Annotated in this window: 22 protein-coding genes, 1 tRNA gene and 1 pseudogene; 11 read left to right on the top strand and 13 right to left on the bottom strand. The window is 69.2% G+C overall.

The genetic code is table 11. The annotated features are described in order from the left end of the window. Positions 1–163: 163 nt before the first annotated feature. From BUE44_RS06465 to BUE44_RS06445, 5 genes and pseudogenes are all read right to left on the bottom strand, one after another. Entirely contained in the window at positions 164–1,339 is a 1,176-nt protein-coding gene (locus BUE44_RS06465) for a UDP-N-acetylglucosamine--N-acetylmuramyl-(pentapeptide) pyrophosphoryl-undecaprenol N-acetylglucosamine transferase (protein WP_073494767.1), read from the bottom strand. A gap of 354 nt (positions 1,340–1,693) precedes the next feature. Next, positions 1,694–1,895: pseudogene (locus tag BUE44_RS38335) on the bottom strand (site-specific integrase); the annotation flags it as partial. A gap of 162 nt (positions 1,896–2,057) precedes the next feature. Continuing rightward, on the bottom strand, positions 2,058–2,711 hold the full coding sequence (locus BUE44_RS06455; protein ID WP_073495362.1) for a class I SAM-dependent methyltransferase: 654 nt from the start codon (positions 2,709–2,711) through the stop codon (positions 2,058–2,060). An 82-nt stretch (positions 2,712–2,793) separates the two neighbouring features. Continuing rightward, a complete protein-coding gene (locus BUE44_RS06450) occupies positions 2,794–3,300 on the bottom strand; it encodes a hypothetical protein (RefSeq protein WP_073494765.1) in 507 nt (168 codons plus the stop codon). A 194-nt stretch (positions 3,301–3,494) separates the two neighbouring features. Further along, entirely contained in the window at positions 3,495–4,454 is a 960-nt protein-coding gene (locus BUE44_RS06445; protein ID WP_073494763.1) for an ATP-binding protein, read from the bottom strand. Between the two features lie 179 nt (positions 4,455–4,633). Between BUE44_RS06445 and BUE44_RS06440 the strand changes: the two genes are divergently transcribed. Continuing rightward, entirely contained in the window at positions 4,634–5,968 is a 1,335-nt protein-coding gene (locus BUE44_RS06440; RefSeq protein WP_073494761.1) for a transcriptional regulator, read from the top strand. Between the two features lie 71 nt (positions 5,969–6,039). Further along, positions 6,040–6,576, top strand: a complete 537-nt coding sequence (locus tag BUE44_RS06435; RefSeq protein WP_073494759.1) for an NUDIX hydrolase — start codon at positions 6,040–6,042, stop codon at positions 6,574–6,576. Between the two features lie 550 nt (positions 6,577–7,126). Here the strand turns inward: BUE44_RS06435 and BUE44_RS39485 are convergent. Further along, positions 7,127–7,696, bottom strand: coding sequence for a hypothetical protein (locus tag BUE44_RS39485; RefSeq protein ID WP_322939618.1), 570 nt, complete (start codon positions 7,694–7,696; stop codon positions 7,127–7,129). Positions 7,697–7,843: 147 nt separating this feature from the next. Then, the gene (locus tag BUE44_RS39480; protein ID WP_322939617.1) at positions 7,844–8,392 is read right to left on the bottom strand and encodes a helix-turn-helix domain-containing protein; all 549 of its coding nucleotides are present in this window, start codon (positions 8,390–8,392) and stop codon (positions 7,844–7,846) included. 189 nt (positions 8,393–8,581) lie between these two features. Here BUE44_RS39480 and BUE44_RS06425 point away from each other — a divergent pair, with 189 nt between their 5' ends. After that, positions 8,582–9,049 carry a glycine-rich domain-containing protein gene (locus BUE44_RS06425; RefSeq protein WP_073494757.1) on the top strand — a complete coding sequence of 156 codons (468 nt, stop codon included), beginning with the start codon at positions 8,582–8,584 and terminating at the stop codon, positions 9,047–9,049. A gap of 119 nt (positions 9,050–9,168) precedes the next feature. Further along, positions 9,169–9,879: a class I SAM-dependent methyltransferase gene (locus BUE44_RS06420; protein ID WP_235001936.1), complete on the top strand. Its 711-nt coding sequence runs from the start codon at positions 9,169–9,171 to the stop codon at positions 9,877–9,879. Positions 9,880–10,286: 407 nt separating this feature from the next. Here BUE44_RS06420 and BUE44_RS06415 read toward each other — a convergent pair whose 3' ends face one another. Continuing rightward, positions 10,287–10,727: a hypothetical protein gene (locus tag BUE44_RS06415; protein ID WP_235001935.1), complete on the bottom strand. Its 441-nt coding sequence runs from the start codon at positions 10,725–10,727 to the stop codon at positions 10,287–10,289. A gap of 216 nt (positions 10,728–10,943) precedes the next feature. Between BUE44_RS06415 and BUE44_RS06410 the strand changes: the two genes are divergently transcribed. From BUE44_RS06410 to BUE44_RS06400, 3 genes are all read left to right on the top strand, one after another. After that, positions 10,944–11,918: an ArsR/SmtB family transcription factor gene (locus tag BUE44_RS06410; protein ID WP_073494752.1), complete on the top strand. Its 975-nt coding sequence runs from the start codon at positions 10,944–10,946 to the stop codon at positions 11,916–11,918. A 182-nt stretch (positions 11,919–12,100) separates the two neighbouring features. Next, on the top strand, positions 12,101–12,460 hold the full coding sequence (locus BUE44_RS06405; RefSeq protein WP_235001934.1) for a peptidase inhibitor family I36 protein: 360 nt from the start codon (positions 12,101–12,103) through the stop codon (positions 12,458–12,460). Between the two features lie 25 nt (positions 12,461–12,485). Continuing rightward, a complete protein-coding gene (locus tag BUE44_RS06400; RefSeq protein ID WP_073494748.1) occupies positions 12,486–13,373 on the top strand; it encodes a hypothetical protein in 888 nt (295 codons plus the stop codon). A 247-nt stretch (positions 13,374–13,620) separates the two neighbouring features. Here the strand turns inward: BUE44_RS06400 and BUE44_RS06395 are convergent, their stop codons facing one another. After that, positions 13,621–14,412, bottom strand: coding sequence for a hypothetical protein (locus BUE44_RS06395; RefSeq protein ID WP_143172473.1), 792 nt, complete (start codon positions 14,410–14,412; stop codon positions 13,621–13,623). A gap of 203 nt (positions 14,413–14,615) precedes the next feature. On the opposite strand from BUE44_RS06395, the gene BUE44_RS06390 reads away from it, so the two are divergent. The 3 genes from BUE44_RS06390 to BUE44_RS06380 all read left to right on the top strand — a co-directional run bounded on the left by BUE44_RS06390 (position 14,616) and on the right by BUE44_RS06380 (position 17,751). Then, positions 14,616–15,416 (top strand): helix-turn-helix transcriptional regulator, encoded by an 801-nt coding sequence (locus BUE44_RS06390; protein ID WP_159450235.1) that lies wholly within the window; start codon positions 14,616–14,618, stop codon positions 15,414–15,416. 215 nt (positions 15,417–15,631) lie between these two features. Next, complete coding sequence (locus tag BUE44_RS06385) at positions 15,632–16,717, top strand: PP2C family protein-serine/threonine phosphatase (RefSeq protein WP_073494742.1); 1,086 nt, start codon at positions 15,632–15,634, stop codon at positions 16,715–16,717. Between the two features lie 251 nt (positions 16,718–16,968). After that, positions 16,969–17,751: a class I SAM-dependent methyltransferase gene (locus BUE44_RS06380; protein ID WP_073494740.1), complete on the top strand. Its 783-nt coding sequence runs from the start codon at positions 16,969–16,971 to the stop codon at positions 17,749–17,751. 26 nt (positions 17,752–17,777) lie between these two features. On the opposite strand, the gene BUE44_RS06375 is transcribed toward BUE44_RS06380, so the two are convergent. The 4 genes from BUE44_RS06375 to BUE44_RS06365 form a co-directional block, all read right to left on the bottom strand. Further along, positions 17,778–18,212, bottom strand: coding sequence for a hypothetical protein (locus BUE44_RS06375; protein ID WP_073494738.1), 435 nt, complete (start codon positions 18,210–18,212; stop codon positions 17,778–17,780). Positions 18,213–18,221: 9 nt separating this feature from the next. Further along, positions 18,222–19,646 (bottom strand): hypothetical protein, encoded by a 1,425-nt coding sequence (locus BUE44_RS06370; RefSeq protein WP_073494736.1) that lies wholly within the window; start codon positions 19,644–19,646, stop codon positions 18,222–18,224. 371 nt (positions 19,647–20,017) lie between these two features. Next, a tRNA-Cys gene (locus BUE44_RS37380) sits at positions 20,018–20,091 on the bottom strand. A gap of 96 nt (positions 20,092–20,187) precedes the next feature. After that, positions 20,188–20,646, bottom strand: a complete 459-nt coding sequence (locus BUE44_RS06365) for a MarR family winged helix-turn-helix transcriptional regulator (protein ID WP_073495359.1) — start codon at positions 20,644–20,646, stop codon at positions 20,188–20,190. A gap of 323 nt (positions 20,647–20,969) precedes the next feature. On the opposite strand from BUE44_RS06365, the gene BUE44_RS06360 reads away from it, so the two are divergent. Next, positions 20,970–22,418, top strand: coding sequence for a DHA2 family efflux MFS transporter permease subunit (locus BUE44_RS06360; RefSeq protein ID WP_073494734.1), 1,449 nt, complete (start codon positions 20,970–20,972; stop codon positions 22,416–22,418). The last annotated feature ends 20 nt before the right edge of the window (positions 22,419–22,438 follow it).

Below are 22,438 nucleotides of genomic sequence, written 5' to 3'. Positions count from 1 at the left end.
GCACTATTGGAAGGGGATTTCCGATTGGCCCGGCGGTTCACCGGCAAGGATTGTCGGTCGCGTCAGGGACGTCCCAGCTCGATGCCTGGTGGACCGGAGCGACTGGACTCGGGCTCTGTCTACGGGCAGCACCGCGCCCCGTCAGCCGTAGGGCCGACGGTAGTCAGCCGGACGCAGCGGAGAGGATCACGTCCACCAGTCGGTCCGCCGCGTCCGGGCGGCCGTGCGCTTTGGCCCGCTCCGCCATCGCGGCCCGCTGCGCGGGGTCGGTCAGGAGTGGCCGTGCCGCGTGGCGGAAGGTGTCCGTGGTGATCTCACCGAGCAGGGCGACGGCTGCCCCGGACTCTTCCAGGTGTCGAGCGTTGTGTGCCTGCTCGTTCCCGGCCGAGGAAGCCAGGGGGATGAAGATCGCGGGCTTGCCCAGGGCGGTCAGCTCGGCGAGGGTGCCGGCGCCGCTCCGGGAGATCACCACGTCGGCCAGCGCAAGGACGTCAGGGAGCTCGGGGCCGACGAACCCCGTGAGGTAGTACCGGTCAGCGAACCCCGGGCGCAGGAGTGCCGCGTTCTGCTGCATGGCCTCGACGTTGGCCGGCCCGCACTGATGGATCACGTTCGCGCGTTCCAAAAGCCACGGCAGAGCATCCCGGACAACGTTGTTGATCTGCTGCGAGCCCTGGGCGCCACCGGTGACGTACACGGTCGGAAGACGCCGATCGAAGCTGTCCAAACCCAGGGCTTCGACCGCTTTGTCCGCGTGACCGGCCAGCACCTCGGGACGGACCGGATTCCCTGTGACCACCGCGATTCCGCGCACGGCGTCTGGCAGGAGTGGTAGCGACGAGTCCGACGAGAGAGCGATACGCGTTGCCGAGCCGGCGAGCTTGCGGTTGGCGAGCCCCAGGCGCACCGTCTGCTCGTGCAATACCAGCGGGCGGCGGCACATACGCGCGGCCAGGCCGGCGGGGACGGCGACGTACCCGCCGGTGGCGAGAACGACGTCCGGCCGAAAATTCGCGACGACTTTCCTGGCCTGAGCGACGCCGAGCGGGACTCGTGCCATGTCGAGTACGTTCGCCGGGGACACCATCTTCAGCGGGTTGCTGGAACGGCGGATCTTGCCTGTGGCGACGGTGGTGAACGCGATGCCCTCGGCCGGGGCGATCCGCGCCTCCAAGCCGCTGTCGGTGCCGATCCACAGGACGTCTAGCGCTCCGCCGCCGGCTGCGAGCCGGGTCGACAGCGTCCGAATCGCTGTCAGGGCGGGATAGGTATGGCCACCAGTCCCTCCTCCGGTGACGATCAACCGGAAGGGGCGGGGGAGAGGAGAAGCATTGTTCATCCCGCGCACCTTAGCGGCTCTCCGGTAGCGGACTGGTCGAGTTGTGATCGGCGCGGCACGGTCGGGTGTGCGTGAGCGATGCGTGAGCGGATGTGCTGGCACGGGGGCGATGCGCAGCGGACGGAACGGTAACCGCAGTCCGTCTGACCTACGGGTTTCGGATGGCGACCCACCGTCCACCACCGCCTGGCACGCCCTGGCCAGGACTTTTAATCCATTGGTTGTGGGTTCGAGTCCCACACGGCCTACCAGGCTGCGCCTCCCCGGAGGCCGCTGACCTGCGGGTATGGTGCCCCGGTCGCCTTCGGGCGGGCGGGGCACAGCCATGTCCGGGCTCGTGCGTGAGCGATGCGTGAGGGGCTTCGGCCTGCGGCCCGAGGCGAGTTCGACGTGGGAGGCACGGGTTGAAGGTGATGAGCTGCTGTGCGATCGCGGAGTTGACCGCGGCACGCAGGGTGCGGCGTATCGCCTGCTGGGCGGACGGGCCGGTCAGCTTGCGGAAGGGACACAGCTCGGCGAGCTTCGCCCGCTCCGACCTCAGCCGCGCCCGTTCGGCGTCGTGGACTGCGGCCGCGGGTCAGGCGTTCACTACGATGCCGAAGCTCTCCACGGGTACCTGGTTCTCGCCGGGACCGCCCGCGGCCACAGGTTCCTGCCGAGGTGCCCATCGGCGGCGCTTGCGCCTGTTCGACCGAGGCGACGTCGGCTGGGCTCGGCGTCACGCGTAGGCGCGGACCAGGAGCGTGCCAATGTGGTCAGGCTCGGGGGCGTCGAGGACGCAGGCTTGGGCAGCGGTGAAACCGGCCCGAGCCAGCAGACGTTCCCATACGGGCGGGCGGTAGCTGTAGCGGTAGGTGAACATGGCCTTCCCGGCAAAGCCGCCCTTGTACATGCCCTGCGGACCATACGCCCCGGGGATGGCCGGGGGCTGTGAGAAGACGAAGACGCCGCCGGGGTTGAGGCGCTTCCGGACGAGCGGAAAGAGCTTTGACGGGTCGGTGAACCAGGCGGCTCCGAAAATGGAATACACCGCGTCGTAGGCCTCGGCGGTGGAGCCGAGGTAGTCCAGTACCTCGGCGCAGTGGAACTGGGCACCGGTCGTCCCCCACCGCTCGGTCGTCCTCGCGACCATGACGGGAGACAGGTCCACGCCTGTGGCTTTCACGCCGCGCTGCGCCAAGTGGGCGAGCGCGCGCCCGGTGCCGCAGCCGATCTCCAGCACACTATCCGGGTCGCCGAGGACTTCGGGGCCTGGGCCGTGGCCGGCGTACTGCGTCCAGTGGAATGCCGGTTCGGCGTCCTCTTTGAAGGCGCTGCCGGCGTAGGCATCCCAGAGTTCGGTCTCGGCGGTGATGTCGTGTTGCGCAGGCATCTGTGTCCTCTGCTTGCGGGAAGGGGCTGTGCCCCGCCCCATGATGCCCGCGAGCATCGGAAGGGGCAGGGCACAGTGTCGTTCAGTGGCTGTCGGGAACCTTGTTGTCGCACGGCGAGCAGTCCGTTCCGTCGATCGCCCACAGTTCGATGTCGATCTCGAAGCCGATCGAGGTGAGGAAGTCGGCGGTGCGCAGGCACAGTCCGTCGCTGCGGCGCTCGATGAACGGGGCGTGGTGCTTGTACCGGCCGCTGTTGTACACGTCGCACAGGGCGAACCAGACGGGCGTGTCGAGGATGAGTTGGTGGACGCCGATGTCGACGAGTTTGCCGACTCCGAGGTGGACCTCGGGGTGCTCGATGCAGGCGAGGGTATACATGACGGCGTTGCCGAGGATCCGTTCGGCCATGTCGCGGACCATGGTGTGGTCGCGCAGCAGGAGGGCGATCTCCCGGTCCCAGAGGGTCATGCCGCTGTCGAGGATGTTGACGGTCAGGTGCGCGATGTTGGGCTGGACGGCGTTGAGGAGTGCCCTCGGGTCCCGAGTGCGTAACCCGATACCGGTGTCGATCTGGACGGCTGTGGTCATGGTGCTGTCCTCCTATTCTGAGGGTGAGTGGGGCTTCTGGTCCGCCAGCCAGCTGCTGGAGACCCGTACGGCGCCCTGAAGGCGTGGCGTCGTGCAGTCCGGACGATCGGCGACTTCCACCGGCGCCTGGGCTTGCTAGGGGCGCTCGCACAGCCGCGTCAGTGGGGGAGGGGCCGGGGCGGCGAGCGTGCCGGTTATGTGCGGCCTCCCGGGCCTGAGGCTGGCGAGCGTTGCTGGGCAGACGGATGGTGGGCGGCCCAGTCCTCGCGGGCGGCGATGAGCGCGGGGCGTACCTTTTCGTCGAGAAAGTCGGCGTGGGCGTGGAGCTTCGCCGCGACCTCGGCGAGGCTGTGCGGGTCCAGGCCGGTGATCCAGCGCCCTACGCAGACTTGGAGGTTGACGACCGGCACACGGTGGCCGGGGTCGGGGTCGTAGGGGTTGCAGTCGATGCTGCCTTCGAAGACCGTGTCGTCCTCGGCCCCTTCCCATACGTCAGGGGCGGTGATGGGCAGCATCGGGCCTTCGAAGAAGTTCCGGTGGTTGATGCCGGCCAGCCGTTCCGGCAGCTGGTCCAGGGGGACATTGGCCTCGGTCGGGTCGTCCTCTGCCCAGGCGGGAAGGTAGCCGGAGGTCGCCGATCCGCTGTCGGTGTTGATCGTCCACTTCCCCGGCGTGCTCAAGGGAGGTGGCGTCCGGTCGGACGGCCCGAGTTCGAACCAGACGACTTTCCCTGCGGGATCGGGGGCGCTTCCCCATGTGGTGGCCAGGGACTCGACCAGGAGCAGGCCGCGTCCGCCCTCCGCCTCCGGTGAGCTGTGGCGTCGGTGCGGGCGGGCAGGACTCACGTCGGTGACCTCGACGCGGACCCGCACGCCGGTCCAGCGCACGGCCACCACGCAGGGGGAATCGGTGTGCTGGACGGCATTCGTGATCAGCTCGGTGGACAGCAGCTCCAGGTCGCTGAAGGTGTCGTGCGGCAGCGGCACGTCCCAGTCCCGCACCAAGGCGACGATCTTGCGCCGGGCTTCGGGCACAGCCTCGGATTCGGCTTCGACGCGGAATCCGTGGTTGAAGGCGCGGCGTGGGTCGCTCAGGCTCGGCTGGGCGGGGGGAGCGGAGAGCGCCGCCTTACCCGGCGCGATGGTGTGTGACATGTCGTGGAGACCCTTCGGGGAGGAGACGAAGCACGCCGGTGGCTCAGCGATAAGAAGAGACTCCGCCGACCGTCCGCCCGGCGGGAGTGTGTGCGGGGTCTGGACCCGGGGTTGGCGAACACACACTGTGTGAATGCGAAGTGGTTACGCTCGGCTGCACTGAGTGATGTGAGGACTACATGGAGCCGAACACCCTGCTCGACGCTCTGCTTGACGAAGCCGGCATGTCCCGGATCGGCTTAGCCGCGCGCGTGAACGCCGCTGGCAAGTTTCGGGGCAGACAGATGCGCTATGACCATTCCTCGGTAATTCGCTGGTTGCGCGGGCAACGTCCACGCGGCATCGCGCCCGACCTGATCTGCGATGTTCTCTCTGAGCGCCTGGGCCGATCGGTGAGCCTCGATGACATCGGCATGGGCCTTCCTGGGACCGGTGGGCACGCCTCGCCGTTGGCCGGATTCATTGAGCGCTCCACCGCGCTGTGGCGAGGAGACGGCCAGCAGCGCGAGGGTCTTGCGCGCGCCCCGCTTCTCGCCGGAATGGCCGCGATCGGCCCGGTCTGGGAGTGGGAGAATCCACCGGAAGATCTCGACGTCTCACGTGCGGGCAGCCTCCATGTGGGCCGTGCCGACGTGGAAGTGCTTCGCGTCGCCCGTACGCACTACGAGGCGATGTACCGCCAGACGGGCGGCGTCGCCACGCGAGGCCGAATCGTAAGGTTCCTCGCCGAGCACACGTCCCCGCTCGTTCGGGGTGCCTACACGCATGCCACTGGCCGTGAACTCCACCGCGCGGTGGGCGGCTTGGCGGCAGTTGCCGGAATCTGCGCGTACGACTCCGACGCCCAGGGGCTCGCTCAGCGCTACTTCCACCAGGCATTACGCCTTGCCAAGGCGTCCGGTGACCGCGCCTTTGGTGGCTACGTCATAGCGCTACTGGTCAACCAGGCCGTTTTCGTGCGGGACTTCCGGCAGGCGGTGGCCTTCGCCGAAGCCGGTATCCGTACCGCTGGCGCTCACATCTCCCCAGCGCTGGCCACCGACCTGTACGCCATGCAGGCCAAGGCGTTCTCCCGCATGGGTGACCAGGCTGCGGCCCACCGCTGCATGCTTCTCGCCGAATCCGCCGCCGCGCGCATCCGGCCCGCTGACGAGCCAGCCGAGCTGGGCTACGTACAGCCTGGTCTGGTCGAAGCGCAGTTGGCGGAAGCGCTCATCAGCCTGGGCGATTGGGTCCCGGCCCAGACGTACGCCACCGAAGCGGTACGAGCCCGCGCGCACGCTCGCGGCTCCGTACACCGCCTGGCGACACTTGCCACCGCGGACCTCGGCCGCGGCAATCCCGAACAGGCCGCCGCACACAGCCTGGCCGCACTGGAACTGGCCAAAGGGCAGGAGGCGCAGCGGCTACGGGACCGCTTCACCAAACTCCGTGGTCTGCTCGCCGACCATGGTTCCGCGGCAGGCCGCGATGCGGTGGAGCAGATCGACGCCTCCCTCGCGCTGCCGCTGTGACGGGCACAGCACGTGTCCGGTGCGATAGCGTCCCAGGCACCGAAGCAGACGATCAGGTACGGAGAGGGCACGTGTCGGTCTGGAAGAACCACGGCGAGAAGACCGTCTACGAGAACCCCTGGCTCACCCTGAACCTCGCGGACGTCGAGTTACCGGACGGCCGCCACCTCGACCACTACGTCATCCGTCAGCGCCCGGTCGCCCTCGCTACCACCATCAACGAGGCCGGCGAGGCCCTGTTGCTGTGGCGGCACCGCTTCATCACCGACTCGTGGGGCTGGGAACTGGCCGCCGGGGTCGTCGAGCACGGCGAGGACATCGAAGCGGCAGCCGCTCGCGAAATGCTTGAGGAGACCGGCTGGCGCCCTGGCCCGCTCCAGCACCTGCTGACCGTCGAGCCCTCCAACGGCCTTGCCGACGGCCGCCACCACGTCTACTGGTCCACCAACGCCGAATACGTCGGCCACCCCGAGGACGACTTCGAATCCGATCGCCGGGAGTGGGTCCCGCTTGCCTCCGTCCCGTCCCTCATCGAGCGCGGCGAGATCAGGTCCGCCAACGCGGTGGCCGCGCTTCTCCTGTTGCACCACATGCACGCCGGAGGTTAGAGAGCCGCCGGGGCTCTGCTTGAATCAGCGGTCTGTAGGACGGAGTTCTCGCGCCGTATGCGTGAGCGATGCGTGAGCGGATGCGCTGGCACCGGGCGGTGCGGTGCGGACAGGGCTGCAACCTCGGTCCGTCTGACCTGCGGCTATCGGACGGCGGCCCGCCGTCCGCCACCGCCTGGCACGCCCTGGCCAGGACTTTTAATCCATTGGTTGTGGGTTCGAGTCCCACACGGCCTACCAGGCTGGGCCTCTTCGGAGGTCGCTGACCTGCGGTTTCGGTGCCCCGGTCGTCCTCGGACGTCCGGGGCACGGCCGCTCCGGCCAGTGGCTGTCGGGGACCTTGTTGTCGCACGGGAACACTCCGCGCCGTCGATCGCCCACAGCTCCTCGTCGATGGCGAAGCCGATCGCGGTCAGGTAGCCGGCGGTGCTCAGGCACAGGCCGTTGCTGCGCCGCTCGATTTTGGAATGCGACCGACCTGAAGGTGAGGAGCTGCCGAGTTCACCAGGTGGGCCGCCCTTGGGGGCCACGAAACCGCCCCCGGAGGCGCTTAGACCGTGGCCAGTGCACGTACACCTGGCGCGAGGGGGTGCCTTTTCTGGAGCTCGGTGACGATGCGGCGGATCGCGGGTCGGTCGCGCACCTCGGCCGGGGCGGCCCGGGCAGCGGCCAGGAGTGCGGCTGCGGTCTGCTCAGGCCGACCCCACTGCCACCAGGCGCGCGCCATGTCGGTGTGGAACCGGCCTCGCCGTTCCGCGGTGGCGAACTGCTGCGGAAGCAACCTGCTGCCGATGTCCAGCGCCGTCCCGGAGTCCCCAAGTGCCCAGTGCACGCTCACCGCGTAGGCGTCGACTGCAGCCGGCGTCACCGGGAACAGGCGCTCCCTGGGTGCCGCATCCGGCAGGTTGCGGGCGGCGTCCGCCGCTTCCCGGATCATTGTCAGGGCTTCCGCGCGGTCACCTGACTGCGCCGCGGTGTACGCCGTGGTGCACAGCATCTGGGCGTAGGCGGACCTCTGGGCGTCCGTCGTCAGGCCGGTGGCACCCACGGCCAGTGCGGCGTTGGTGACCAGTTTCTGGGCGGCCTGGGGCTGCCCTTGGTGTCGTAGGACGATGGCCATCTCGCGGGTGGCCGCTGCCGCGGCTAGCGCGGAGCCTGACAGGTCCGCGTAGACCGTGGCCCGGTCGGCGGCGATCCGCGCACTGTCGTATCTCTCGATCTTGATCAGGGCCTGTGCGGTGAGCCCGTAGCAAGCCGACAGGCGCCCCTAACCAAGGTCTGAGCGAGTCCGCGCAGCTTGGTGAGCAGCGCCGAGCAGATCCGGGAGCCCCTCCAGGAGGGACGTGTACCGGCCGGCATCGAACAGAGCCCGAGCGCCGGCCACGCGGGCCTGCAATGCGATCGGCTCGGCGGTGGGTGCAGGCACGGCGGCCAGCGCGTCATCAACGAGCGCGAGCAGTTGGGTCGGGGCGACCAGACCGGCGGCTGCGAGCACGGATCGGCGGCGCATGGGATCCTCCTCGTCGCGACTGGCCGCAACTGTAGTGGTCCCGAACCCGGTTAACCCCAGTGCCGCACCGAGGGCGCCGCCAGGTACACCGACCTCGCGCGCGGCTCGCTGGAGAAGCCGCAGATCCCCGGCAGGACCGTTCTCCAGCCGCGATACGGTCGATGCGGAGCAGCCGATCCGGCGCCCCAGCTCGTCCTGCCGCCACCCGAGGCGGCGGCGCCCTATGCGGACCAACCCTCCGGGCTGGTGCTTCGTGACGTACTCGCGGGCCTGGGAGCTGCTCCACAGCGGATCGACGTTTCGCATAGCGTCTCCACGAGGCCGAAGGGCCGGTCTACTGACCGTAGCCGTAGCCGTAGCCGCACGCCCCGTCGATGACGTGTGCAGAACCTGCAAACCGCTTGCACGGTCCGATGGCTGATCACTGTTCACGTCCGGCCGTTGGTCTCCTGGAGCCAGCGCCCCCACGACGGGGGCCGCCCGCGAAGGGAGCACATGGTGACTACCGTCCTGGAACCCCTTACCAGCGCAAGCCCGCTCGCCCCGACCCGCGACCCGCGTGACTTCGTCACGCCCGACCAGTGGGAGAAGCTGACCGGCCTCCTCATGAGGGACTACCCGTTCGACAGCGTCATGGCGCAGCGCGTCCTCGGGCAGGGCATCGCCTACCTGATCACGGCCATGGAATGCCGGGGGCAGGGGCTGGGTCTGGGCCCCGGGAGCATCGTGGACATCGGCGTCCACATGATGATCCTCGACACCGTCGCCTACGCGGAGTTCTGCCAGAAGTACAACGGCGGCGACTTCCTGCACCACGTACCCGACGTCGCGATGAAAGTCGACGGCTCCGTGGCGCGCACCGCCCAGCAACTCGCCCGCCACGGCTTTCTCGTCGACCAGCCGCTCTGGGACGCCGACAGCTCCAAGTGCACCCCCTGCCGCCCTGGAGAAGACGGCCACTGACCGACGCCTTCCCGTCTGGCCCCCGCTTCGTACCAGAGGTGGGGGCCCCGCGTGCGTCATCCGGGTGGATTCCCCGCAGTCGGCCACGTGCCCGCCCCCACCCCGCCAGGATGTGGCGGGTGACTTCCTCCACCTCACCCGGCACCGATCTTTGGCACCGCTACGGCCAGAGCCTGGTCTGCGACGACGTGAAGCGCGGCGTGGACGGCCGCCTGTTCTGGGACTGGTACCAGCGCACCGGCCCAGGCGCTGAAATCCTCGGGGAGCTGGCCGGCCGCACCGTCGTCGACGCCGGCACCGGGAACGGCCGCCAGGCCGCCCACATCGCCGAGGCACTCAACGCCGCACGCGTCATCGCCATCGACGCCTCCGCCGGCCAGATCGACCGCGGCCGGGAGATGTTCGGGCATGTGGCCCGGCTCGAGTTCGTCCACGCCGACGCCGCCGACCATCTTGCAGCCGCACCGGACAGCGTCGACGTGGCGTACTCGCTCTTCGGGGCCGCCGATTTCACCGACCCCCGCACGTTGCTGCCCGCCATCGCCACCGCGCTGCGGCCGGGCGGAACACTCGTCATCGCCACCCTTGCCCACTACAGCAGCGGTCAGCCGCCGGAGACGGACCTCCGGCCGGCGAGCATCCCGGTCCGACGCGCGGACGGCGCCCGGACCACGATGCTCCGCTGGGTCCTCGACATTCCCGTGTGGGAAAAGGTGCTCACCGAGGCTGGGTTCGGTGATCTCACTACCGTCACGATCCGGGAAGCGGGCACCGAGCAGCAGAAGCCCATGGCGACCAACCTCTTCCGTGCTGTTCGCCAACCCGGCTGAGTGGCTCTCGGCAAGGGCCGGCTGCGCAACCGACCGGAAGCCGTCCATCGAATGCGTGAGCGATGCGTGAGCGGATGTGCTGGCACGCGGCACCTCCCGACGGACCAGGTGGCAACCCGCTGCCGTCCGACCTGCGGCTTTCGGATGGCGGCCCACCGTCCACTACTGTCCGGCATGCCCTGGCCAGGACTTTTAATCCATTGATTGTGGGTTCGAGTCCCACACGGCCTACGGGGTTCCCCCTCTGCGGAGGGGGCTGACCTGCGGTTTCGGTGCCCCGGTTGTCTTCGGACGGCCGGGGCGCGGACGTGCCGGGGCCTTGCGTGAGCGGGAGCGCGACCGGCGGCTAGGGGTGGCGGATACGCGGTACTCTGCGCGGGATCTGAATCCGCCAGCGTCGTCCGCGGCTAAGGGCTCGTGTCGAGGGCGCGTGCCAGGGCCGTCGCCTGCTTTGCCAACGCCCGCTTCCACAGCGCTTCGTCCTGCTCGGCGATCTCCCTCCACAGGGACGCCGTCGCCGTACCGAACGCCGCGAGTGCTTCGGGCGCCGCGTCGCACCACGACGGGAAGCGGTCGGCGAATTCGATCGCGGCCCCGACCGGGTGGCCGGCCTCCATGAGGCGCAGCGCGAGGGCGCCCGGGTCGATCCAGGCGGCGCCGCGTGTCGGCCATGCCCAGTCGATGAGCCGTGCCCGACCTCCTGCGATCAGGACGTTGTCCGGGGCGAAGCCCGTGTGCGGCAGCGCGTCACCGTCGAATTGCTGCAACGTGCCCGGCGGTGTGTACTGCGCCCAGCGGTCGACGGCCTGCTTGATCTCGACGTCCGCCGGTGCGGTGATCCCTTGCAATTCGGCCAGTGCCGCTTCGGGTGGAGCGGCGGGCTCCCCATACGAACGCGAGATCGTGCCGCAGGGTGTGCTCCAGTTCCCCCTCCCACTGCCCGTACAGCAGCAGACGCGGTCTCCACCTGGATCCGGAGCAAATGCGCTGATTCTGATCGTACGAGCCGCAGCGTCAGGTGGGAGGCTGTCGGGCGGTCATCCCCAATCACGAGAGGATCTCCTGTGATCGAGCTGGAATTGGACGCCCGTGGGATGGGGAGTTTACGCTTCGCGATCTCCCAGAGCCACATCCTCGTCGACTCGCTCATGATGCTGCGCGCTTGCGCGCCTGCCGGAACGCGTGAGTGGATTCAGCCCCTGCGTTATGCGTTGACATCCCGTCGCCTCAACGTTGTTCGCGCGCTGTTCTGCGGACCAGCCGACTACATCCCCGATTTCACGGCTCCCCACCCCCCCACGTATGAGCGGTCGTTCGATGAGTGCCTGCACGCCATCGCGACGGCCTCACCCGAGCAGGTGCGGGAGGAGATGGGACTGGTGCTGGATCAGACCCGGGAGTCGGGCCGAGAGGTGCCGCAGCCGTTACTGCGGGCGCTGGACGGCGGTGAACAAGCCTTTGCCGAGGCTGCGGCCGCGGAACTGGCGCAGGTGTGGCGGATCTCCCTGGCAGACCGCTGGCCCGGGTTACGCGCACTCAGCGAGGCGGACATCGCCTATCGCTCGCAGCGCATCACCCAGATCGGCATGGCGGCGACGCTGACCGGACTGACTCGTGACGTGGATTACGCAGCCGGGCGGCTTCGGGTTGCTGCGCGGGCGGACGTGCGGGTCCGCGAAGTCGGTGATCTGGTCCTGTTGCCGCGGGTGTTCGGCCAGCGCGGAGGTGTCGACATCACGCACGGCCCCGGCGATGTGCGGGCGGCCGTGTGGTATCGGATGCGTCCGGTGGGCACATCCCGGGACGCACGGCCGTCGCCGGCGTGCGACCTCGTTGGTCCGACTCGCGCCGCGCTCCTGGCGGACCTGTCCGTTCCCCGGAGCACGAGTGAACTGGCTCACTGCCATGGGCTCAGCCCCAGCACCGTGTCGTACCACTTGGCTGTCCTTCACCGCTCGGGGTTGGTCACCAAGATCCGGGACGCGCGCTCCGTGATGTATCGGCAGACCCATCGTGCGACCCAGCTCCTTGGTGAGTGAAACCTCCTCCCGGCCGATTCGAGCACCTTCGAATTGCTGGTCCTCCCCTGGCGCTGGCTGGTTGATTGATGCACGCAGCCCGCTGTGGCGCCGGCCTTCGCGGGCCGCAACGCGACCGGGTTCGGCACGCCCGGGTCGATCGGCAGACCGGATCCGGAGAACGCCAAACAGGAGGAAGAAACGTGCTCAAAAAGTTGATGGCGAGCGGAGCCGCTGTCGCGGCGGTCAGCATGGGGCTGGCCATGACGTCGGCCGCGACCGCGTCCGCCAGCACATGCCCCTCGGGCGCGCTCTGCGCCTACCTGTCCGCGAACTACGCGGGCGACCCGGGAACGGTGTACGGCAACAACGACAACCTGCTCCAATACAACAAGTTCAACAACGCAGTGTCGGTGTCCAACTCCGGGACACAGTGCTCGGTGCGAATCTACAGCGGCCTCGGCCGGACCGGCAGCTCCGTGACCATCCCGCGCGGCTACGGCATCGGCGACCTCACCGGCACCGCCTTCTACAAGAACGTCGCCTCCAACTACTGGTGCTGATGACATGCGTTCCGTACCAGCGGTCATGATCGCTCTGTGTCTGCTGGCGGTGGGTGGGTGCGGCCAGGCACCCACCCACCGGGGTAGCGATGTACTTCCCGCGCCTTTCGATGGCATCGACGCGGTCCCCCTACAACAGGCCCGGCTCCTCCACGAGTCGGAGGAACGGGCCGTCGCCACCTGTATGCGGCAGCGGGGCTTTCCCTACCTCACGGTTCCCCCGGGACGCCTGGCGGAGGAGAACCCCTACGGGCTACTGACTCAAGCGCAGGCCGCTCAGGACGGCTACGGCCTGACCGCAGCGCTCCTGGCGGGGCCGCCACCCGACCCCAACGCGAAGTTCCTCGCCCAGATGGATGAGGGCCGCCGCACCGCATGGCAGAACGCCCTGACCGGCAGCGGCAAGCACGAGCGCATTCTCCGCGCGCCAGACAGCCCCGAGATGCGCATCAATACGGACGGTTGTGTCTACCTCGGCCGGCGCGCGTTCTACGGCAGTTCCTGGGAGCAGACAGAGCTTACTGTCTCGGGCCTGGTCGTTCGGGTGATTGCCGGGGTCACCTCAGACCCGGGGTTCCGTACGGCGCAGCAGACCTGGGCCGATTGCATGCGCGGCAGGGGTGAGTCGTTCACGACCGTCCAAGAGGCGCGCGGTGCGATCCAGGGGGCTGCCTCCAAGGCCGGAAGTGACAGACTCGCCCTTCAGAACCTGAGTCGCCGCGAACTCCAGCTCGCCGGGCGGGACGCCACCTGCCAACGGCAGAGCGCCCTCGTAGCGGCCGTACGCGCCGCCCAGAAACGCGCGGAGGCTGCCCTGCCGGATGCCTCACGTCAACAGGCCGCCAAGCTGGCCAACCTGCGGAAGCAGGCACTGAGCTCGCAATCTGAGTCGATGTTGTCGTTCCGCACTTGAGGGCGGCGTTTTGCCTGGCCAGGCGTAGGGAGGGTGAACGGTGGGTGCTCCTTGCGTACGCGTGGACACCGGATGCGGGGCGACGCTGCCGGGACCGGCGGGCGCGCACGGCGCGATCTGCTGAGCGATCACACCGGCCAGTGCGGCGCCCTGTGTCGATAACGGGAACGGGGGAAGGCGACGAGGGGCGCCGCGCCCCCAAGCGGGTGGGCGCGGCGCCCCTGTTCGCCGATTGGGAGTGGGCCGGTCAGCCCGCCAGGAGGGGCAGTGCCGCTTCGGCCACCGGGTAGCTCGTCGCCGTCATCGCCTGCTCGATGGCGTACGAGTAGTTCAGTGGGGGCAGCGGCTGGCCGCGCTTGAGTTTGATGAAGACCGAGTCGAAGCCGGAGGTGCCGTTGAACGCCGTGCATTGCAGTTGGACTTCGACGGACGCGGCACCCGGCTCGGTGTCGCCCCACAGGGGAGTGCCGAAGCAGTGCGGTGTCAGCCGGTTGATGGTGGACTGCTCGGCTGAGACCAGCGTGGACTTGAGTAACACGGTGCTCTCGCCCGCGTAAGTGCGGGCGAACAGGGCGATGGGGCCGACGGTGTTGAGGGCGAACCCGACGCTGTCGACCGCGTGCAGGTCGGAGAAGGCGTTGACGTCCGCCTGGGCGAGCGTGACGCAGCTCGTTGTCGCGGCGGCGAACGCCTGCCGGTTGTCCGGGGAGAGCACGCGGATGTCGGCGACCTCTATCACCGCGCTGCGGGCGCACGCTTGCACGTCGGCCGCCTGGACCGCGTCGATCTCGTTGAGGATCTCGGACTTGGCGGCGGTGATCGCGTTCTCGATCTGCGTCGTCGCCTGGTCCAGGGTGAGCGCCCCTCCGAAGAACTTCTGGTAGGCGTCGTACGCCTGCTTCACATAACCCGCGTAGCCGGTGAAATCCCCGATCGAGACGGCCTGGGCGGGTGTCGCCCCGGTCGCGGCCACCAGGACGACGGCGGTGGCCAGCGCGGTCGCCGTACCGGACAGTCGGGCGATCAATCTACCTGACATCGTACGTACCCCCTCCATGAGAAACGTGCTGCCGGCACCCGTGGGCTCCGGTCCCGCCGTGCGCGCGTACCGGTCCCCGTATGCCGCGTGACAGTCGGTCACGTGCATCATGAGTGGGTCGGCAGAAGGGCCGCCATACGAGGGTTTGCGTATGCCCGAGGCCTCGGCGACCGCATACGCTGGGTGCGGGGATGGGGGGCCCGATGCCGAGCTTGTTATCGGTCAGCGATGTGGATCTGCGCACCTTGGCGGGGATCGTCCAGGAGAAACGCACCGATGTGCCGGAAGTGGGGCTGCCACCCTCCCTACTCGGCGATCTGGTGGGCCAGATCCGCTGCGACGAACTGACCGTCGCAGGCTTCGACAGTCACCGGCAGGCGTGGTGGCTGGCGCAGACAGGCACCGGTGGCGGTGGCGAGGCGGCCGAAGAACCCTTCCCCGACGCCGACGTGACGCACTGGTGCCACTACTGGGACTGCCAGCCGTGCAGTTACCCCGACCGCACCGCCGACCTGCGCAGTGTCGTGACGATCACGGACTTCTACTCGGCCAGGCAATGGCACAGCACCGGGATGTACACCGACTACTACCGGCCGCTGGGGATCGAGCACGAGCTCATGCTCTGCATGCCCGCAGGAACGCCGGGAACCGCCGGCCCCGGCCGGACCCTGCGGATATTCCTGTTCCGCGGGCCGGGTCCCGACTTCTCCGAGCGTGACCGCGCGCTGCTCACGTTGCTGCGGCCGCACCTGCACGAGGCGTACCTGGACGCCGAACAGCGTCGGCACCCCGCACCCCGGCTCACACCCCGGCAGTGGCAACTGCTGCACCTGCTCGCCGCGGGGCACACCAACATCCAGATCGCCCGCCGGCTGGGCCTGTCCGAAGGAACGGTGCGCAAGCACCTGGAGAACGCCTACCGCCGGCTGCACGTCTCCAACCGCATGGCCGCGGTCGCCCGCGCGTTTCCGGCGGGAGCACCCCACCAGCGCCGGACCCGCTGACAACGTCCCGCCAGCGCGCCGGCCCCGCTGACCGGGACGCCGGCGCTGGACCCGCTGACCGGGACGCCGCGCGCGCCGGGCGCCGGAAGGAAGCTGGGCCCCGACCGGAACCGGCCCGCTTCAATCTGCCGCGGCTGTGAACCCTGCGTAGAATCGAAGAAGTGGAAGGCTGGCGCGCCGAGTGGGACCACCTCGTCACAAAGCCACGGGGCCGGATGACAGTGGCGCTGCCACTTGCGATCATCGCGCTGATCAGCCTGGCGGACATGATGTCGTCGGCGGCCATCCACCTCGGTCCGCTCGTGGCGCTGGCCCCCGCGCTGACCGCCGCTTTCGCGGGGCCGCGGACGACCGCACTGGTCGGGCTCGTGGCGGTCGGTGCCCAGGAACTCGTCGACGGATTCAACGGCGAGAGTATGACCAACCACATAGCGCAACTCGCTGCCCTGGTGGCCCTGTGCACCGCGATGGTCGCCACCAGCTATGTGCGGGAGCACCGAAACTGGCAGTTGACCCGATTGCGGTCAGTGGCCGACGCGGCCCAGCGGTGCATTCTGCGGCCCCCACCGAATCGCATCGGTCCTCTGCGGTTGGGATGGCTGTATCTGGCTGCCGAGGACGAGGCCCGGATCGGCGGGGACCTCTTCGCCACCGCCCGGGGTTCGGATCCGTCCACCCGAGTGATCATGGGAGACGTACGGGGCAAGGGAGTCGCCGCGATAGGCGAGGTGTCGGTCGTTCTCGGTGCCTTCAGGGAAGGCGCGCACCGGTGCCGCACACTGCCCGATCTCGTCGATGCACTCGAGGAGAGTGTCAGCCGCGACATCGAGGAGGTCGCCGATGTCGAGACCGATCTCGGCGAGCACTTCGTCACCGCGCTCATGCTGGAGATCCCCGATCAGGACCCGTTCGCGGAGGTGATCAACTGCGGGCATCCGCCACCCCTGTTGATCCACCACAACCACGTCACCACTCTCGACTTCGAGCACGCCTCACCTCCGCTGGGCCTGGGCGGGCTGCCCGCCGCGGCCCAGCAGACCGACTCCATCCCCTTCGCACCGGGCGACATCCTGCTCCTCTACACCGACGGCGTCATCGAGGCCCGGTCGCCGAGCGGGGAGTTCTACCCCCTCGCCGAACGCCTCGGCTCCTTCTCCGGGTCCAGCCCGGACGCCCTGCTGCGGCAGATCCAGAGCGACCTGATCAGCCACGCGGGAAAAGAGCCGGCCGATGACGTCGCCCTGCTGGCCATCCAGCGCCTGCCCGCCGGGAAGCACCATGTCTACGAGGCGCATCGGTGACCGACCGCATACGCGCGGCTCTTCGGTCGCCCGGAGAACCCAGTGAAATAGTGTGCCGCGCGCGTGCCGGGACGGCCCCTTCCTGACCCCGCACGGGTGCTTGGGCGGAGGAGGGGCCGAGGGCCGGAGAAGGTTCCCGCCGGTGTCCTACGGCGCCCGCAGCAGCCCGTTCCAGCCGTCGCGCCACACCCTCCGACCTGGCCTTTCACGCTCCTCGTTCCTACGATCGCTCCGGGTTGAGAGGGGGCCGGATGGACCGGAACGTACGCACTGTCGACGATGTGTTCGCGCTGCTGGACGCGCTGTTCACGACCGGATCCGAGGCCGGTCGGCCGGCGACCGGCGACGGCAGGGACTTCTGGGACCGCTTGTACGGCGACCGCTCCAGGCCGGTGCCCTTCTTCCCCGCGAAGCCGGACGAGAACCTGGCCGCCTACGTCGAGCAGGGCCTGATCAGCCCCTGCCGGGTCCTGGACCTGGGATGCGGACCGGGCCGCAACGCCCTGTACCTCGCCTCGAACGGCTTCGAGGTGGACGCCGTCGACCTCTCCCCGGTGGCCGTCACCTGGGCCGAGGACCGGGCTCGTGAGGCCGGAGTGGACGTCCGCTTCGTGTGCGGTGACGCCTTCGCCCTCCCCGCCGGCGAGTTGAACGGCCCGTACGACCTGGTCGTCGACTCGGGGTGCTTCCACCACCTGCCGCCGCACCGCCGCGTCAGTTACCTGGCCTTCCTCGACCGCGTCCTGGTCCCCGGCGGCCACCTCGCGCTCACCTGCTTCGCCGCCGGCGAGAAGGGAATGGGGTCGGAACTTCCCGACGCGGACCTCTACCGCGCACGCAGCCTGCAGGGCGGCCTCGCCTACACACCCGAATCGCTACGCTGGATCTTCTCCGACCTGGCGGAGGTCGAACTGCGCCGCATGCGCGAGCAACCGCCCGAGTCGGCGCTGTTCGGCGTGGCGTTCCTGTGGGCCGCGCTGTTCCGACGACGGCCTTCCTCCCGGAGTGCGACGCGCAGGTCGACCCGCGACTGACGTCGCCGATACGGCCCCCCGCCGAGTCAGTCGGCCATGTCCCGCGCCTGGTAACCCAGCAAGTCCCCGGCGAGCAGCGGGTGCACCAGCTCTTCGATATACCACGCGATGTCGGTCATCTCCGGCGCCGACGAAAGCGTACGACGGTTGATCGACGGTGTGAAAGACGCTTCCTGCCGCCCCGGGTAGAAAAGCAGCAGCCCACCCGTTTCCGCGTCCGGCCGGTACACCGAAATGCCGACATGCAGGGAACGTACCGCGAATGCGTCCAGACTGGCGAGGACTTCCGATTGCTTGGCCGGTTCTTCCTGCGCCCAGTCCAGGTCGTCGTCCTCCTCGATCATGTAGGAGATCCCCAGCGGCTCGACCGGCGTCCAGCCCCTGCCCGCAAGGTTTTTCAGGACGTCGGCGACGCTGACCGAGCAGCCGAAGGTGAGGTCGATGTCAGCGCTTCTGGACAACGGTCACTCCTATTCCATGGGGATGATGCGCCAAGAGAAGCCCTTCTTGGTGAGCCACTCGATGATACTCTGCGGGATGTCGTTCTCGGATATGAGGAGAAAGTTCTTTCCGTTCGCCTGCGCGATCCGCCGCGCGTCTCCCAGGCTCGACTTGAATTTCGCCAGGACTTTGGGATCCCGTTCGGCCAGCTCCCAGTACCTCCCGGACTTCGCCTCGTACCAGGATTCGCGATCGCCTTCCCGCAGGGTTCCGTCGAACTCTCGCCCGCCCTCCTTGAAATTACCCTCGCCGTCGAGCTTCTCGTGCAGATGGTCCTCGTATTCCTTGCCGCGCCTCTGGGCGCCCCTGCCGGGAGGCTCCTCTCCGGGCTCCTCCGGCGGGGGTTTCCCGCCGCCTCTGGCTTCCGCCTCGGCCATCTCGCGGTCGAGTGCCTGGGTGACCTCGGTGGTCTCGGCGTCCACCGCCTCGACCTCGGGGACGCCTTCGGCGGCGGAGGCGAGGACGGTCTCCAACTCGCCTATGTCCTCGGCCGCGAGGTCGGCCATGGCGGTGTCGAGGATGCCGTCGACGGACGCGAACAGCACGGCGGCCTCGCCGGCGTCCAGGGCGGCCGCCCCGGCGTCGGACCCGCCGAGGGTGACGACCGTACCGAGGACGCCCAGTGCGGTGGTGATCCCGATGGCCAGGCCCGCCTCGGTCACCTTGTGCTCGAACTCGCTGTGCGCCTTGTCGATGGATGCGGCGAACTTCTCGCACACCGACGCCAGTTGCGTGCAGGCGAGGTGTGCGGTGGAGAGCGGGGCGAGGCCGCCGGGGTCGCCTTCGTGCCAGATCCGGGCCCAGAAGGCGGCCATCGCTGTGACGGCGCCACTGGTGTTGACGTCGGTGATGGCCTGCACCTGTAAGTGCAGGCTGACGCCGAGGCCGTTGATGTCTCCGGCCGCCGTACGGAAGGCGGCTGCCGCGGAACGAAGCCGGTCCTGGTGGCCGTTCGCCCAGTATTTGTCGATCGGCGGGGGCCAGTGGTTGCTGCCGCCGCCGATCGCCGATGGCGGGTCGGGATACATCACGTCGTCCACCACCGCGGGCCAGCCGAAGAGCTTCAGCGTGCTCTTACCCGCCTTGGGGTTGGAGTGGTGGTCGGCCGTGAGGTAGTTGTTCGCGGTACGCACCAGCCCGGTGGCGGACTGGCCGACCGCCCTCACGGACGCCGACAGCACCGTGAACAGCGCCCTGGCCGCAGGGTCGTAGCTCTTGGCGAACTGCTTGCCGTACTTGTCGTCGCCGGCCATCCCCGCGGCGGCGCGCAGTGCCGAGCCCAAGGTGTCGGCGATGCCGTCCAGCCGGGTCTGCCCGCCGGCGAACGTCGTGGCCGCCGCGTCGAGATCGGACGGCGTGATGTCGATCGGCCCGGTCGGCTCACCCCAACTCACGCTGGACCGACCTGGTGACCAGGGGTTCCCGCGCTGCCCGCGCGACCTCTCGCACGGCCGCGCCCCGGGCGTGCCCCCGGCGGGCTGCCTGCGGTGGGACTGAGTAACGGCGCTGTCATGAAGCCCCCTCCGGCGGTAGCTGCCACTGGCGAAATCCTGGCACGACCGCCGCGAAGCGGACAGGCCCCGACCGCGGCCCGTACGGATCCGGCAGGACTACCACCTGACCGTCCAGCCGCTGCCTGCCGCGTAGGGAGCGGGGTTACGCGGCGCCGCGCGGCGGATCGGCGACGGCGGCCGCGGAGTGCCCGAGATCCAAGTCGGCGACGGAGGCAGTGTGCTGGGCCGCTGCACCACAGGCCGGCCGGAGCCGGACCCGCCGGGATTCGAACCCGGGTCCCTCTTTTTTGCAGAAAGAAGTATCCGTTGCCTGCGCACCGGGCACCCCGATGGCGTGCTGCGAGCCTAGCCCACGCCGGGCACGGGCACGGGCGAACAAAGGCCGGTCCCGCCCGCCGGTCCGTCCCGCCGGACCGCCTCCTCAGCCCTCCGGCGGGCCCGGCAGGGCGTCCGGCACCGACTCCCGCAGCACCGCCAGCAGTTCGAGCAACTGCGCGCGCTGCGAGGCGTTCAGGCTGCGGGTCGCGGTGGCCAGCGCGGTGCGGTCGATCTCCTCGGCCTTGGTGTGGGTGGTACGGCCGAGGTCGGTCAGGGCGAGGAGGTACGCGCGGCGGTCCGTGGGGTGGCGTACGCGCGCGACCAGGCCTTCGCGCTCCAGGGCGTCCACGAGGGAGGTGACCGTGCGGGGGGCGACGTTCAGCACCTCGCCGAGGTCCCGCATGCGCAGCGGTTCGCCCTGCGCGGTGGCGAGTGCCCTCAGCAGTCGCAGGCGCGATACGGACAGGCCGTGGCCGCGCAGCCGGGCGTCGACGTAAGTACGCAGGCGCACCGTCGTCCTGAAGAGGTCGTCGACCAGTACGTCGCTGCTCCGGGTCTGCACCACTGGGTCCCGCCACACTCCCTCTGCATTCGACTGTCGCGCCTGACTTCTGCGCCTGACTTCTGCGCCTGACTGCTGTGCCCGACGCGTGCGTCGACCACCGTGTCGACTCGTGCGTCCACCCGTGCGTCCACCCGTAACGTCGAATTCCCCGCTCGACCTGCGGCGCACGACGCCCGTCCATCTTCATGCGCTGACTCATAGTGAGTAGACTCAGCATATCCTCTCACCCCGTGGGTGCCGGGGACGCACGCCGTTGAGGGCGACGCACGCACTACCCGCCGCAGACCGCCCCGGGCGCCCGCCCCGGGGGGAGGAGGACCATGTCCGGCCGCCGCTTGGACCAGCGCCTGGTCGTACCCGTCATGTTCGTCGCCACGTTCTTCCTCGTGGTGATGGACGGTGCCATCACCACCGTGGCGCTGCCGTCCATTGCCCACCAGTTCGGCGTGTCGGCGGCCGGGAGCGACAGCGTGGTCGTCGTCTATCCGGTGTGCGTGGGTATCAGCATCCCGCTCTCGGGCTGGCTCGGCGACCGTTTCGGCGGCAAGCCGGTGCTGCTCGCCGCGATGGGCCTGTTCACCGCCTCCTCCGTGCTCTGCGGATCGGCCGACAGCCTCGGCCAACTCGTCGTCTACCGCGGCTTGCAGGGCCTGGCCGGCGGGCTGCTGACCCCGGTCGCCGCCGCCATGCTCTTCCGCACCTTCACGCCCGCGGAGCGGGTGCGGGCCTCCCGGATCATGACCATCCCGCAGCAGATCGCGCCGGCGGTCGCGCCCATGCTCGGCGGTGTCCTGATCGACGGCCTGTCCTGGCGCTGGGTCTTCTACGTCAACCTGCCCTTCGGTGCCGCCGCCCTCCTCTTCGGCCTGGTCTTCCTCGACAACTCCCGGCACGGGGCGCCCGGTCGGCTCGACGTGCCCGGCCTGCTGATGTCCGGCGGGGCGATATCGCTGCTCATGTACGGCGTGTGCGAGGGCGCCAGGCAGGGCTGGTCCTCGCCGCCGATCGCCGGCAGCCTGGCCGCCGGCGCCGTACTGGTGACGGCGACCGTCGTCTTCGAACTCCGCACCCCCGCACCGATACTGCGGCTGCGCCTGTTCAAGGACGCGCTCTTCCGCGACACGAAGGTGGTCGGCCTGATCGGCGTGGTGCCGTTCATGGGGGCCATGTACGCGGCGCCGCTGTTCATCCAGGAGGCGCAGGGCGGCAGTGCGCTGCGGTCCGGCAGCAGCACCTTCACCGAGGCGATCGGCGTCCTGCTCACCGTGCAGGTGGTGGCCAGGCTGTACGACAGGGTGGGCCCGCGCCTGATCATCGCCTCCGGGATCTTCTGCGTCGCCGTCGTGCTGGCGGTGATGACCACGGTGGACGCGGGCACGGGGGCGTGGGCCTTCCGGCTCTACATGTTCCTGCTGGGCCTGGGCATGGGTGCGGTCTTCATGCCCCTCACCGTCGTCTCGTTCAGCACCATCGAGAAGGCGGACATGGGGCAGGCGTCCACGCTCAACAGTGTGACCAGCCAGTTCTCCATGGCCATGGCCCCGGCGCTGGTCGCGACCCTGCTGATCGCCAACACCTCGGAGTCCAGTGCGACCGCCCCGCCCGCCGCCTACCGCACCGTCTACCTGGTCCTCGCCGCCATGGCCTTCGCCGCGTCCCTGTTCACCCTCACCCTCCCCGACACCCGCCCCCGACGCACCTCCCCGCCCGGCGCTCCGGCCACCGCGCGGCGCCGCCGCCGACGGGCCGGCGTTGGTCCAGACTATTGACAGGTCCAGACCAATCCGTG

Origin of the sequence: Actinacidiphila paucisporea (genome assembly GCF_900142575.1) — a bacterium.
GTDB classification, from domain to species: Bacteria; Actinomycetota; Actinomycetes; order Streptomycetales; family Streptomycetaceae; genus Actinacidiphila; species Actinacidiphila paucisporea.
The sequence above is the reverse complement of the archived record's forward strand: the minus strand, read 5'-3'. Positions and strand labels throughout refer to the sequence as shown.

What these genes read in the sequence shown, in the direction of transcription:
- BUE44_RS39480 (WP_322939617.1), bottom strand. Translation starts at nt 8,392, where the DNA reads ATGCGAAACGTCGATCCGCTGTGGAGCAGCTCCCAGGCCCGCGAGTAC.
- BUE44_RS06445 (WP_073494763.1), bottom strand. Translation starts at nt 4,454, where the DNA reads ATGTCACACACCATCGCGCCGGGTAAGGCGGCGCTCTCCGCTCCCCCC.
- BUE44_RS06465 (WP_073494767.1), bottom strand. Translation starts at nt 1,339, where the DNA reads ATGAACAATGCTTCTCCTCTCCCCCGCCCCTTCCGGTTGATCGTCACC.
- BUE44_RS06390 (WP_159450235.1), top strand. Translation starts at nt 14,616, where the DNA reads ATGCCGAGCTTGTTATCGGTCAGCGATGTGGATCTGCGCACCTTGGCG.
- BUE44_RS39485 (WP_322939618.1), bottom strand. Translation starts at nt 7,696, where the DNA reads ATGGCCATCGTCCTACGACACCAAGGGCAGCCCCAGGCCGCCCAGAAA.
- BUE44_RS06380 (WP_073494740.1), top strand. Translation starts at nt 16,969, where the DNA reads ATGGACCGGAACGTACGCACTGTCGACGATGTGTTCGCGCTGCTGGAC.
- BUE44_RS06385 (WP_073494742.1), top strand. Translation starts at nt 15,632, where the DNA reads ATGACAGTGGCGCTGCCACTTGCGATCATCGCGCTGATCAGCCTGGCG.
- BUE44_RS06455 (WP_073495362.1), bottom strand. Translation starts at nt 2,711, where the DNA reads ATGCCTGCGCAACACGACATCACCGCCGAGACCGAACTCTGGGATGCC.
- BUE44_RS06360 (WP_073494734.1), top strand. Translation starts at nt 20,970, where the DNA reads ATGTCCGGCCGCCGCTTGGACCAGCGCCTGGTCGTACCCGTCATGTTC.
- BUE44_RS06425 (WP_073494757.1), top strand. Translation starts at nt 8,582, where the DNA reads ATGGTGACTACCGTCCTGGAACCCCTTACCAGCGCAAGCCCGCTCGCC.
- BUE44_RS06450 (WP_073494765.1), bottom strand. Translation starts at nt 3,300, where the DNA reads ATGACCACAGCCGTCCAGATCGACACCGGTATCGGGTTACGCACTCGG.
- BUE44_RS06400 (WP_073494748.1), top strand. Translation starts at nt 12,486, where the DNA reads ATGATCGCTCTGTGTCTGCTGGCGGTGGGTGGGTGCGGCCAGGCACCC.
- BUE44_RS06440 (WP_073494761.1), top strand. Translation starts at nt 4,634, where the DNA reads ATGGAGCCGAACACCCTGCTCGACGCTCTGCTTGACGAAGCCGGCATG.
- BUE44_RS06395 (WP_143172473.1), bottom strand. Translation starts at nt 14,412, where the DNA reads ATGTCAGGTAGATTGATCGCCCGACTGTCCGGTACGGCGACCGCGCTG.